We start from the raw sequence: 12042 nt of genomic DNA on the forward strand, positions 1-12042 counted from the left end.
TCCGGGGGCGTCCGAGCGGCGTACCGCTAGACCTCACCGGCGCGTCGTGCGCGCATCCCGGCTCCGATCGCCCAGCCGACACCGCCCGCGGCGACCAGCAGCAACGCGATCTCCGGGAGGATGCCGAGCCGCGTGGCGGGCGTCTCGGTGGAGCGCAGCGGCACCTTCTGGACCAGCGAGTCGGGCACGAACATGCCCGTCCGCTGTGTGATCGTCCCGTCCGGCATGATGATCGCGCTGACACCGCTGGTCACCGGCACGGTGACGGTCCGGCTGTGCTCGACCGCACGGACGCGCGACATGGCGAGCTGCTGGTAGGTCATCTCGCTGCGGTCGAAGGTCGCGTTGTTGCTCGGCACGGAGATCATCTGGGCGCCGTCGACGACCTCGGAGCGCACGGCCCAGTCGAAGGCGGCCTCGTAGCAGGTGACGAGGCCGACCTTGGCGCCGTCCATGGTGAACACACCCGGCTCGCTGCCCCGGCTGAAGTCCTTGCGGACCATGGAGGTCCAGTTCTCGTTGATCGCCCCGACGAGCGAACGCAGCGGCAGGTACTCGCCGAACGGCTGGATCTGCCGCTTGTCGTACGTGTCGATGGGCCCCTTGACCGGGTCCCACAGGATCTGCTCGTTGAGCAGCTTGCCGTCCCGCTCCACGACACCGCCGACGGAGATGGGTGCGCCGATCGCCTTGGCGGCCCTGTCGATGACGGCACGGGCGTCGGCGTTGGCGAACGGGTCGATGTCCGAGGAGTTCTCGGGCCACAGCACGAAGTCGGGCCGGGCGACCTTGCCCGCCTTGACCTCGGCGGCCAGGCGCTCGGTCTCCCGCACGTGGTAGTCCAGTACGGCCCGCCGCTGGGCGTTGAAGTCCAGGCCGGCGCGCGGCACATTGCCCTGGATCACCGCGACCGTCGCGGTGCCGTCCTCCGCCTTGTCGCTCACCAGGGGCCGGGCGGCCACCGCGCCCACCACCGGTACGGCCACGCTCAGCAGGGCGACCGCAGCAGTGGACCGCTGTACGGCCCGTGTGCGCCGCGCCTCGACAGCCAGGCGTACGACCTCGTAGAGGCCGAATCCGCACAGGACGACCGCGAAGCCGAGCACAGGTGTGCCACCCACCGCGGCGAGCGGCAGGAAGACGCCCTCGGCCTGACCGAACGCGATCTTGCCCCAGGGGAAGCCGTTGAAGGGCGCACGCGCGCGTGCCGCTTCCCCGGCGATCCACAGCGCCGCCGCCCACAGCGGCCAGCCCGGCAGCTTCGACACCGCGGCGACGCCCACGCCCACCAGCGCGACGAAGATCGCCTCGATCACGACCAGTGCGAGCCAGGGACCGGGTCCGACCTCCACGCCGGTCCACACCAGCAGCGGCAGCAGGAAGCCGAGCCCGAAGAGATAGCCGAGGCCGAAGGCCGCCTTCCAGCTGCGGCCGCTCAGCACCCAGCCGAAGACAGCAAAGGCCGGCAGGGCCAGCCACCACAGGGTGCGGGGCGGGAAGCTGACGTAGAGCAGCACTCCGGAGAGCGCCGCGGCGAGGGCCGGAACCAGGCGGCGCGCCAGCCGTGCCGCGCGCGAGGCGGTCGCGATCTGCGGCTCCAACTGGTCCGACTCGCCCACGGAAGTTGCGGTGACGGTCACTCCGGGAGTGTACGGCGGCCGACCTTGGCTCCGACAGCGCGGTCCGGTGCCGGCGAGGGCCCGCGCACACGCGTGGTCGCAGGGTCCCCGGCCCACACGCCCGGTCCGGTCCGTCCGCCTCGGGCCGACTCGCACGGTGCATCCCCCGATCCCCCGGGATTTCGTGTGACGCATCGTTCCTGCACGACACGTCCACAAATCGCCCATCACCCGTTACGGTATGCCGGAGCCTCAGTCGTACCGGCCGGTCAGGTCCGGGCGGCCGGGGCCCGTCACAGGTCGGGGGACCGGGTTCGGGGGGCGGGGTGGGTGTCACGGGGATGACGTCTGCGGCAGGTCCGGATGAGGACGACGACAGACGAAACGTTTCTGACGCGACGGGCGTAGTGGTGCTGGGAGCCTGCGCCGCCTGGTCGCTGATCTCGGCTGCCGTGCACGACGGCCGCCCCGAAGGTGTCCTGCTCGCGATCCTCGCCGTGTCCGCCGGTTATGCCGCGGGCCGGATCAGCGGGGCGCTCCTGCCCGTCGCCGCGCCCTGCGCCGGAGCACTGGCCGGAGTGAGCCTGACCCTGGCCGTTCCGCACCTCTCCCCCGGGCCACGGATCGACGTCCCGCTGGGCCACGCCGGGGCCACCGCAGCCGTCCTGACTCTCGCCGCCGGCGCCGCGTGCTGCGCAGCCTGGACCGCCTCGGCAGTTGCCCTGCGACTCGGCCTGCGCGCGCTGGCCGTCGCCATCGCGGTGACCGCGGCGGTGCTGGGCTCGACCAGCGGCTTCGTCGCCTGCTCCGCCGTAGTGCTGTGCTCCCTCGCCGCCGGACACCTCCGCCATCGCGGCGTGGGCATCGCCGGGCTGGCCCTGAGCGCGACGGCGGTCACCGGACTGACCTGGACGGTCGCGAGCAACGCGGCGCCCGACGGGCTCGCCGCCTGGCTGGAGGGTCAGCTCACCCGGCACCGGATCGAGCTGTGGCACGACGCCGCGCACCTGGCGGGCCGGGAGCCGGTCCTGGGGGCGGGCCCAGGGCGCTTCGGGGAGCTCAGTACGACGGCGAGCGAGACGCTGTCGTCCGACGGCAAGCCGCACTCGGCGCTGTTGCAGCAGGCGGCGGAGCAGGGAGTCATCGGCGTGCTGCTGCTGGCAGCGGCGTTCTGCTGGATGCTGTTCGCGCTGTGGCGCACCGCGCGCCCCACCCCGGTCGCGCTCACCGCGGGCGCGGCCCTGACGGCACTGGCGGCTATCGCAGCGGTCGGCAATGCGCTCAGCTTCACCACCGTGTCGGTGGGCGCCGGCCTGCTGGCGGGACTGGCCACAGCACGTCCGATCACCGAAGTGCCGTCGCCGCGCGAGCCGGACGCACACGCGCGTGGTGAGCGGCCGGCGTCATGACTCGGGGCGGGATGTAGGGGGTCCGCCGACACACCGGGCCGCCGAGGGACCCGCTTACGGGGAGGTGCTCAGAGCGCTGTGTCGGGCTCCCGCGTCCGCAGCCGGTCCCTGATGACTCGTACGGCTGCCTCCGCGTCGTCCACGGTGACCGTGAACGTGTGCCCGTCCCACAGCTGCAGCACCAGGCCCTCACCACGCCGTACGACGACCGCGGTGCCCTTCTCGGGCCGCCACCGGTAGCCCCAGCCGCCCCAATGACGCGGCGTGACGTTCGGGACGAAGTCGGCGCCCACCACCTCGGACAGGGGGATTCGGCGGCGCGGCACACCGATGTGGCCGCAGCGCACCTCGAGGCACTCCTGGTCGACCTTCAGGGCCACGTGCACGAACGCCAGAGTGCCGAAGAGGACCAGCAGCCCGGCCGCGATGCAGCCGACGACGGCCATGACGAGCGGGAGGATGCCCTCCGTCCACGGCGAGTCGATGGCCAGCTCGATCCCGAGCGCCATGCAAGCGCCGCCGACGAGCGCCAGCAGCCATTGGACCCGGTTGGTCGCCCGCCCGGTCCAGACATCGGGGTGCGGTTTCCTGCCGTGGGGGTGGTCCCTCATGCCTATGAGGTTACTCAGGTTTCGCTCTGCTGGTACCGCGCTGCAGAGGGTGAATACGCCGACCGGGCCACGCCGGACCGCGAGCGTCCGCTTGGTGACCGCCGGTTACCGGGCGGGGCTGATCGCCTGCAGGAGACGGCCTTCGTCGTAGGCGAGGGCGTGCTCGGGGAGCGTTCCCTCGCGGCCGCTCAGCAGCACCGTCAGGGTGCCGTTCGCTTCAGCCGTGGCGGCGGGCTGTTCGCCCAGTCGGCGCAGCGCCTGCGCGGCGACCGCTCCGGCGGAGCCGTGCAGGACGAGCGGCGGAAAGCCGGGGCGCTGGACGGCTGCGCGGATACGGTCGGAGACGAGCTCGTAATGCGTGCAGCCCAGGACGACGGTCGTCACGTCCTCGGGGGTCAGCGCGGCGGCCGCGGCCACAGCGGCCTCGATCGCCGTCTGGTCCGCATGCTCGACCGCCTCGGCCAGCCCGAAGCACGGCACCTCGGTGACGGTGACGCCGTCGGCGAAGTCCTCGATGAGCCCGCGCTGGTAGGGGCTGCCGGTGGTGGCGGGAGTGGCCCAGATCGCGACGGGTCCGCCGCCGGCCGCGGCCGGCTTGATCGCCGGGACCGTGCCGATGACCGGAATGGCCGGCTCGAGGCGGGAGCGCAGGGTGGGCAGCGCGTGCACGGACGCGGTGTTGCAGCCGATGATCAGCACGTCGGGCCGGTGCGCGGCGGCGGCGTCGGCGACAGCCACGGCACGCCGGGTGAGATCCTCGGGGGTCCGGGGACCCCAGGGCATGCCGTCCGGGTCGAGTGAAAGCACGAGATCGGCGTCGGGGCGCAGACGCCGTACCGCGGCGGTGGCCGCGAGCAAGCCGATTCCGGAGTCCATCAGCGCGATCTTCACCCGGCCACGATAGTCGATGGCCCCTTGCGGGCCCCCGGGGTGGGGCAGACTTCGCGCGTGAGCGCCATCGCGTGGACCGCCGCCGGATCACTCGCCGCCTGGCTGTGGCTGCTGCTCTGCCAGGGCTTCTTCTGGCGTACGGACGTCAGGCTTCCGCATCGGACGGCACCGGACGGGTGGCCGTCGGTCTGTGTCGTCGTCCCCGCGCGCGACGAGGCTGCGGTCCTTCCGGCCGCTCTGCCGTCGCTGCTCGCCCAGGACTATCCGGGGCGCGCGGAGATCTTCCTGATCGACGACGGCAGCACGGACGGCACGGGGGAGCTGGCGCGCGAGCTCGCCCGGCGGCACGGTGGACTGCCGCTGACCGTGGACTCCCCCGGCGAACCACCGGCCGGCTGGACCGGCAAGCTCTGGGCGGTGCGCCACGGCATCGGCCTGGCACGCGCGCGGGACCCCGAGTACCTGCTTCTGACGGACGCCGACATCGCACATGCACCCGACAGTCTGCGGGAGCTGGTCGCGGCGGCGCGCACCGGAAGCTTTGACGCCGTCTCTCAGATGGCCCGGCTACGGGTGGAGAGTCTGTGGGAACGGCTGGTCGTGCCGGCCTTCGTCTACTTCTTCGCGCAGCTGTATCCGTTCCGCCGGATCGGTAGGAAGGGGACACGTACGGCGGCCGCGGCGGGCGGCTGCGTCCTGCTGCGTGCCGAGACAGCCGAGCGGGCGCGGATTCCCGACGCCATCCGGCACGCCGTCATCGACGACGTGGCGCTCGCGCGGGCCGTCAAGGGCGGCGGCGGCCACATCTGGCTGGGGCTGGCGGAGCGGGTGGACAGCGTGCGCCCGTATCCGCGGCTGCGCGACCTGTGGCGCATGGTCTCGCGAAGCGCGTACGCGCAGTTGCGGCACAACCCGCTGCTGCTGGCCGGGACGGTCGCCGGGCTCGCGCTGGTCTACCTGGTGCCCCCCGTGGCCGTCGTCGCGGGGCCGGCCGGCGGGGACACGGTGACGGCGGTCGTCGGCGGCCTCGCGTGGCTGGTGATGACGGGGACGTATGTGCCGATGCTCCGCTACTACCGCCAGCCGCTGTGGCTCGCTCCCCTGCTGCCGTTCACCGCGTTCCTCTATCTCCTGATGACGGTCGACTCCGCGGTGCAGCACTACCGGGGGCGCGGCGCGGCCTGGAAGGGCCGCACCTACGCACGTCCGGACGCGGTGTCCGACGAGGGCTGACTACTTGCGGCCGGGCGTCCAGTTCATGCCCCACGCGTACGCGTGGTCGACCGTGCGCTGCGGGCTCACCCCGCGCTCGGGCACCAGGTAGCGGGCCTCGCGCTGGACGACCAGGTCGCTGCCGGTGTTGGTGATCAGCGCGAGCGCGCACACGGTCGAGGGGACCGTGCACTCGTCGAGCGAGAAGTCGATCGGGGCGCCGTGCTGCGGTGCGAGGGTGACCGTGGCGTGCAGGTCGGCGAAGGAACGCGCACCTTGGTAGATGGTCACGAAGATCAGGATGCGCCGGAAGGCCCGCAGGTGGTCGAGGTTGACGGTGAGGTTCTCCCCGGCGGCCACGGCACCGGTGCGGTCGTCGCCGTCGAGGTGGATGTACGGCGGCTGGTGCAGGGCGCCGTAGGCATTGCCGAGGGACTGGATGACTCCCTTGCTGCCGTCGGTCAGCTCGTACAGGGCGCACAGGTCGAGGTCGAGGTCGTTGTGCATGGCGACCGGGCGGCCCAGCTTGCTCGCCCAGCCCGAGAACTGCTTGCGCACCTCCCAGTTGAGGTTGACGCGCATGGCGCCCGAGGTGCCGCCCTGCTTCGTCAGGGACACCGAGGGTGCCGCCTTGGTCAGCGTCACCTTGCTCAGGCTGACCGGCGGCGCCTGGGGTGCGGGCGGGGGCACCGGCGGCATGGCGGGCGGCTGCATCGCCGGCGGCGGGGGTGCGGGCGTGGTCGTCGGGGGCGCGACCGGCGGGGCTCCGGGCGCGGAAGCGGGTGCCGCGCTCTGGGGTTCGTCGACCGCGATGCCGTAGTCGGTGGCCAGGCCCTCGAGGCCACTGCTGTAGCCCTGACCGACGGCGCGGAACTTCCAGGCGCCCTGACGGCGGTAGAACTCACCGAGGACGAAGGCTGTTTCGACGGTGGCGCCCGTACTGTCGAAGCGGGCGACGGCGGTGCCCTGGGCGGCATCCTTGACCTCGATGTAGAGGTCCGGGACCTGGCCGAACGATCCGCCGTCCGAGGAGGCGGCGAGGATGACGGTCTCGATCGCGGGCTCCACGCGCGCAAGGTCGACGAGCACGCTGTCGGTCACCCGGCCGCCGGCGTCCCGCTTGCCCTCGTGCCGGACGGCGCCGGAGGAGTGCTCGGGCTGGTTGTAGAAGACGAAGTCCCCGTCGGAGCGGACTTTTCCGCCGACCAGCAACAGCGCCGAGGCGTCCGCGTCGGGCACGCCCGGTCCGGACCGCCAGCCCAATTCGACCCGCAGTGCCGTCGTCGGCACCGGAACATTCGATCCTTTCGGCATTGACATGTCCGCCCCCATCACGGGTCACCGTGCCAGGCATGTCCTGGCAGCTCATCGGCTTCTTACAGGGTCAACCTATTCCCCGCGACATCGAACTCCCATGAGGGGCGGATGAACACCGCCGGTCAACCGCCGGTAACCCGCCCGGAACTCGGCATTTACACGATCCGAACGCGGATTGGCGTCCCTTTTTGCCAAGTTCGCTCGCATTGGGGATCCAGCGTCACTGCGGACACATAAAACAACCCTCTTATCGGTCTCCCCAACCAGCACATCGTGGGCTTACCTTATGTGCCATGACCTCCCCCCGCTCCACCTATGGCGGCGGCTACTACTCCGCCTCCTTCCCGGACACTCCGATCTACGACTCGCTCGTGGCCGAGCGGGGCACCCCGCAGATCGCCCCGATCCGGGTCCCCGCCGCGTACGACGCCCCGGGCAGCCACCTGCCCGCGCTCCCGTCGGCACTGCCCGCCCTCCCGGCGGCCCCGTCCCAGCCCTCCTACGGCTATCCGCATGCGCAGCAGCCCGCTCCGCTGCAGCATGCGCCTGCCGCCTACATCCCGCAGCAGGGCGCGCCGCGCGGCTATCCGGGTCCGCAGGCGCAGCAGCCTCGCCCGGTGGCCCCCGGCGGCATGGGCTACGAGGCGATGCGCCCCGCGGCTCCCCGGCCCGCCGCGGCTCCTTACCAGGACCCGTACAACAACCAGCAGTACCGCGGCTACTGATCCCTCCCCCTCCGGGTTGTTGTCGCCACCTGGCACGATGACTCCATGGGGCAAGCGCAGCTGCAGTCGATCCACGTTCATCCGGTCAAGGCGTTCCGGGGCACCACGCCCCGGACAGCCGTCGTGGAGCCCTGGGGGCTGGCCGGGGATCGACGCTGGGCGCTGATCGACGCAGGGGGAAAGGTCGTGACGCAGCGCCAGCAACCGCATCTCGCCCTGGCCGCCGCCGAGCTGTTGCCCGGCGGCGGTGTCCGCCTGTCCGCGCCCGGCATGGACCCGCTGACCGTGCCCGTGCCGCACGCGTCCGGCACGGTGCCGATGGAGATCTTCCGCGACAAGGTCGAAGCGGCCCCCGCCGAGGACGAGGCCGCGCACGACTGGTGCAGCACGTTTCTCGGCGTCCAGGCACGTCTCGTGCACATGGCCGATCCCGGCACCTCCCGGCCCGTCGACCCGGAGTACGCCCTGCCGGGCGAGACGGTCAGCTTCGCCGACGGCTACCCGCTGCTGGTCACCACGACCGCCTCCCTCGACGCCCTCAACTCCCTCCTGGCCCGAGGTGATCACCCGGCCGAGGGCCCGCTGCCCATGAACCGCTTCCGGCCGAACGTCGTCGTGTCGGGCACCGCCGCCTGGGCCGAGGACGACTGGTCGCGCATCGCCATCAGCGAGGTCACCTTCCGTGTCGCCAAGAAGTGCGGCCGCTGTGTGGTGACCACGACCGACCAGGCCACCGCCGAGCGTGGCAGGGAGCCCCTGCACACCCTGGGCAGGCACCGCCGGCTGGGCGGCAAGCTGGTGTTCGGCCAGAACCTGGTGCCCCTCTCCCGAGGCACGATCCGGGCCGGCGACCCGGTCACGGTCCTCGACTGACCAAGACGACTGAAAGAGCCGGCTGAGAAAGATCTTCCGTGGGCGGCGACATGCGGGAACCGAGGCCGGGGGCCCGCGCGTTGGGCATTTCGTGAGAAGTTCATGAGAAGCCCTGGCGGCAGGTGATTTCGCTCTCTCTTCGCCGGGCTCGCGGGTGAGCGGCTCCGGCAGGGGCTATCACGGAGCGGGAAGGGGGTGGCCGGGCATGCGGGCGATCAGCGGACTCTGGCGCTGGCGGCACAATCCGCTGTGCCGTGCGACCGATCTGGCCGAGGCCTGGGTCGCCCTCGCGGCCCTGCTGCTGATCCTGGTCGTCACGCCCGTCGTCGGCTCCCTGGTCGGCGGCCTCGCGCAGGACACCCTTCAGGACTCCGTGCGCGACCAGCGCGCGTCCCGGCACCTGGTGACGGCGACCGTGATCCGCGAGCTGGAGGGCTCCCCGCTGGACACCGACCCCGAGGCCACCACCGGACGGGAGCGTCGCACCCGCGTCGTGGCCGACTGGACCGCGCCGGACGGCAGCGTGCACCAGGGGCAGGTCATGGCGAGCCTCGACACCCCTCAGCCCGGCGACCAGTTCAGGATATGGACCGACCAGCAGGGCCGCACAGTGGCCCGCCCCCTGGACTCCGCGACCGCGGCGACGCACGCCGTACTCGCCGGGGTCGGTGCGGCCCTGCTGGCCATCGGCCTTGTCGAGGGCGGCAGACGGCTGGTCGTCTGGCGCATGGTCCGCCGCCGGTACGCGCGTTGGGACCAGGCCTGGGACAAGGCCGGTCCGGACTGGGGCCGGACCGGCACCGGCAGCTGACGGCCTTACCGCTCTGGTCAACCCACCACCCGCGCGCACGCTACGGTGGAGCGGCCGAACTCTCCGGGAGCAAAACCCGCGTACTACGAGGTGGGGGCACATCAACGCCATGGCACAGGGCACGGTCCAGGTGACGCACACCGGCACATCGCGGTGGCGGCGCCGCACGGGTGAGTACGCATCGCTCGCCGCAGCCCTGGAGGCCGCGACCGACGGTGACGTCCTCACCGTCGCACCGGGCACCTACCGGGAGAACCTCGTCGTCCAGCGAGCGGTGACCCTGCGCGGCCCCGAGGGCTCCCCGGGCTCGGTGCGCATCGCTCCCCTGGACGGTGTGCCGTTGACCGTGCGCGCCTCGGCGGTGGTTCAGGACCTGCACGTCGAGGGCCAGGACGCTGCGGCACCCGCGCTGCTCGTCGAGGAGGGCACCCCGGAGCTGTCGGACGTCCGCATCGTCACGCGCTCCGCTGCCGGGATCGAGGTGCGGGGCGGCGCGCGGCCGACCGTGCGCCGCTGCACCGTCGACAACCCCGCGGGCATCGGCATCGCCGTACTCGACGGCGGGGGCGGCGTGTTCGAGGAGTGCGAGGTCGTCGCGGCCGGCCAGGCCGGCATCGCCGTACGCGGTGGCGCGCACCCCCGCCTGGACCGCTGCCGAGTGCACCACGCCTCAGGCTCGGGGCTGACAGCGACCGGTGAGAACTCCGCTCTGGAAGCGGTGGGTTGCGAGATCTACGAGGTCCGGGGCTCCGGCGTCCAGATCACCGGACGGGCCACCGCCCACCTGACCGACTGCGACGTGCACCGCACCACCGCCGACGGCGTCACGCTCGACACGGACGCCGTGCTGACCCTGGCCGACTGCCGTATCCACGACATCCCGGAGAACGCGGTCGATCTGCGCTCCCGTTCCGTGCTCACCCTGACCCGCACGACGGTGCGTCAGTTCGGTCGCAACGGCCTGTCGGTGTGGGACCCGGGCACGCGCGTGGACGCCAACCAGTGCGAGATCTTCGACAGCACAGGGGACTACCCGGCGGTGTGGGTCAGCGACGGCGCCACCGCCGTGCTGGACTCCTGCCGGGTGCACGACGTGCCGGACGCGCTGTTCGTCCTGGACCGCGGCTCGCGCGCGGACGTCGTGGACAGCGACCTGTCGCAGGTGCGCAACACGGCCGTGTCGGTCAGCGACGGCGCCACCGCGCAGCTCGACGACTGCCGGATCCGGGACGCGGCGACGGGCGCATGGTTCCGGGACCACGGCAGTGGCGGCACCCTCAACAACTGCACCCTGGACGGCACCCAGACCGGCGTGATCGTCACCAAGGGCGCCGACCCCACCATCGAGCGCTGCACGGTCGAGTCCCCGGCGGAGGCCGGGTTCTACGTATCGGCGGGCGGCCGGGGCACGTTCCTGAACTGCCGGGTTAGGGGCAGCGCCGGCTATGGCTTCCATGTGATCGACGGCTCCCGTACGACGCTGCGAAAGTGCCGTACGGAGCGGTGCGCGCGGGGCGGGTACGAGTTCGCCGAGGGCGGCCCGGACATGGCCGGCGCAGGCCCCGACGTGGAGGACTGCACCAGCGACGAGAGCGCGGGCCTCAGGCAGCCGCCCTCGGCGCCGGAACCCGCCGTGCAGACGGCGAATCAGTCCCCCGGGCTGCTCGGCGCGATCCCCGGGCAGCGCAGCACCGAGCAGGAGCCGCTCATCGCCGCCGCGGAGCCCGAGAAGCCGTCTCGGACGTCCAAGGCCGTCCTGGGTGAACTGGACGCGCTGGTGGGCCTGGAGAGCGTCAAGCGCGAGGTACGCGCCCTCACCGACATGATCGAGGTGGGCCGACGCCGCCAGCAAGCGGGCCTCAAGGCGGCGTCCGTCAAGCGCCACCTGGTCTTCACCGGCTCCCCGGGCACCGGCAAGACGACGGTCGCCCGCCTCTACGGCGAGATTCTCGCCTCCCTGGGTGTCCTGGAGAAGGGGCATCTGGTCGAGGTGTCCCGCGTCGACCTGGTCGGTGAGCACATCGGCTCCACCGCGATCCGCACGCAGGAGGCCTTCGACAAGGCGCGCGGCGGTGTGCTGTTCATCGACGAGGCTTACGCGCTGTCGCCGGAGGACTCGGGCCGGGACTTCGGCAAGGAGGCCATCGACACCCTGGTGAAGCTGATGGAGGACCACCGGGACGCGGTCGTCGTCATCGTGGCGGGCTACACGGCCGAGATGGAGCGCTTTCTCTCGATCAACCCCGGGGTGGCATCCCGCTTCTCACGGACCATCACCTTCAGCGACTACGGCCCCGAGGAACTGCTGCGGATCGTGGAGCAGCAGGCCGAGGAGCACGAGTACCGGCTCGGCCCCGGACTTGCCGAGGCCCTCCTGAAGTACTTCACGGCCCTCCCCAAGGGTCCGGCGTTCGGCAACGGCCGTACGGCGCGCCAGACCTTCGAGGCGATGGTGGAGCGGCACGCGAGCCGGGTCGCCCAGCTCGAAGAGCCGAGCACGGACGAGCTCACGCTGCTGTACGCCGAGGACCTGCCCGAGCTGGGCTGACCTCGGCGCCTGCATCCACCCGGTCG

10 protein-coding genes are annotated in these 12042 nt (G+C 72.1%); 6 read left to right on the plus strand and 4 right to left on the minus strand.

What is annotated here, in order from left to right:
- Positions 1-26 precede the first annotated feature (26 nt).
- Positions 27-1640, minus strand: a complete 1614-nt coding sequence (gene lnt, locus ACZ7M7_RS18950) for an apolipoprotein N-acyltransferase (RefSeq protein WP_472118186.1) — start codon at positions 1638-1640, stop codon at positions 27-29.
- Positions 1641-1960: 320 nt separating this feature from the next.
- On the opposite strand from lnt, the gene ACZ7M7_RS18955 reads away from it, so the two are divergent.
- On the plus strand, positions 1961-3028 hold the full coding sequence (locus tag ACZ7M7_RS18955) for an O-antigen ligase family protein (protein ID WP_472118189.1): 1068 nt from the start codon (positions 1961-1963) through the stop codon (positions 3026-3028).
- A 68-nt stretch (positions 3029-3096) separates the two neighbouring features.
- Here the strand turns inward: ACZ7M7_RS18955 and ACZ7M7_RS18960 are convergent, their stop codons facing one another.
- Together ACZ7M7_RS18960 and ACZ7M7_RS18965 are read right to left on the minus strand one after the other, a co-directional pair.
- Complete coding sequence (locus ACZ7M7_RS18960; RefSeq protein ID WP_383598458.1) at positions 3097-3639, minus strand: hypothetical protein; 543 nt, start codon at positions 3637-3639, stop codon at positions 3097-3099.
- 105 nt (positions 3640-3744) lie between these two features.
- Positions 3745-4530 (minus strand): glutamate racemase, encoded by a 786-nt coding sequence (locus tag ACZ7M7_RS18965; RefSeq protein ID WP_472118192.1) that lies wholly within the window; start codon positions 4528-4530, stop codon positions 3745-3747.
- A gap of 57 nt (positions 4531-4587) precedes the next feature.
- Here ACZ7M7_RS18965 and ACZ7M7_RS18970 point away from each other — a divergent pair, with 57 nt between their 5' ends.
- Positions 4588-5763, plus strand: a complete 1176-nt coding sequence (locus tag ACZ7M7_RS18970; protein WP_472118195.1) for a glycosyltransferase — start codon at positions 4588-4590, stop codon at positions 5761-5763.
- On the opposite strand, the gene ACZ7M7_RS18975 is transcribed toward ACZ7M7_RS18970, so the two are convergent.
- Positions 5764-7056: a TerD family protein gene (locus ACZ7M7_RS18975; protein WP_472119248.1), complete on the minus strand. Its 1293-nt coding sequence runs from the start codon at positions 7054-7056 to the stop codon at positions 5764-5766.
- 296 nt (positions 7057-7352) lie between these two features.
- Between ACZ7M7_RS18975 and ACZ7M7_RS18980 the strand changes: the two genes are divergently transcribed.
- The 4 genes from ACZ7M7_RS18980 to ACZ7M7_RS18995 all read left to right on the plus strand — a co-directional run bounded on the left by ACZ7M7_RS18980 (position 7353) and on the right by ACZ7M7_RS18995 (position 12016).
- On the plus strand, positions 7353-7784 hold the full coding sequence (locus ACZ7M7_RS18980) for a DUF6643 family protein (RefSeq protein WP_383598466.1): 432 nt from the start codon (positions 7353-7355) through the stop codon (positions 7782-7784).
- 45 nt (positions 7785-7829) lie between these two features.
- Positions 7830-8657 carry an MOSC domain-containing protein gene (locus tag ACZ7M7_RS18985; protein ID WP_472118198.1) on the plus strand — a complete coding sequence of 276 codons (828 nt, stop codon included), beginning with the start codon at positions 7830-7832 and terminating at the stop codon, positions 8655-8657.
- 205 nt (positions 8658-8862) lie between these two features.
- Positions 8863-9468 (plus strand): Rv1733c family protein, encoded by a 606-nt coding sequence (locus ACZ7M7_RS18990; RefSeq protein WP_383598470.1) that lies wholly within the window; start codon positions 8863-8865, stop codon positions 9466-9468.
- 109 nt (positions 9469-9577) lie between these two features.
- Positions 9578-12016 (plus strand): right-handed parallel beta-helix repeat-containing protein, encoded by a 2439-nt coding sequence (locus tag ACZ7M7_RS18995; protein ID WP_383598473.1) that lies wholly within the window; start codon positions 9578-9580, stop codon positions 12014-12016.
- Positions 12017-12042 lie beyond the last annotated feature (26 nt).

The sequence above is a fragment of the Streptomyces sp. NPDC111606 genome (assembly GCF_055656945.1).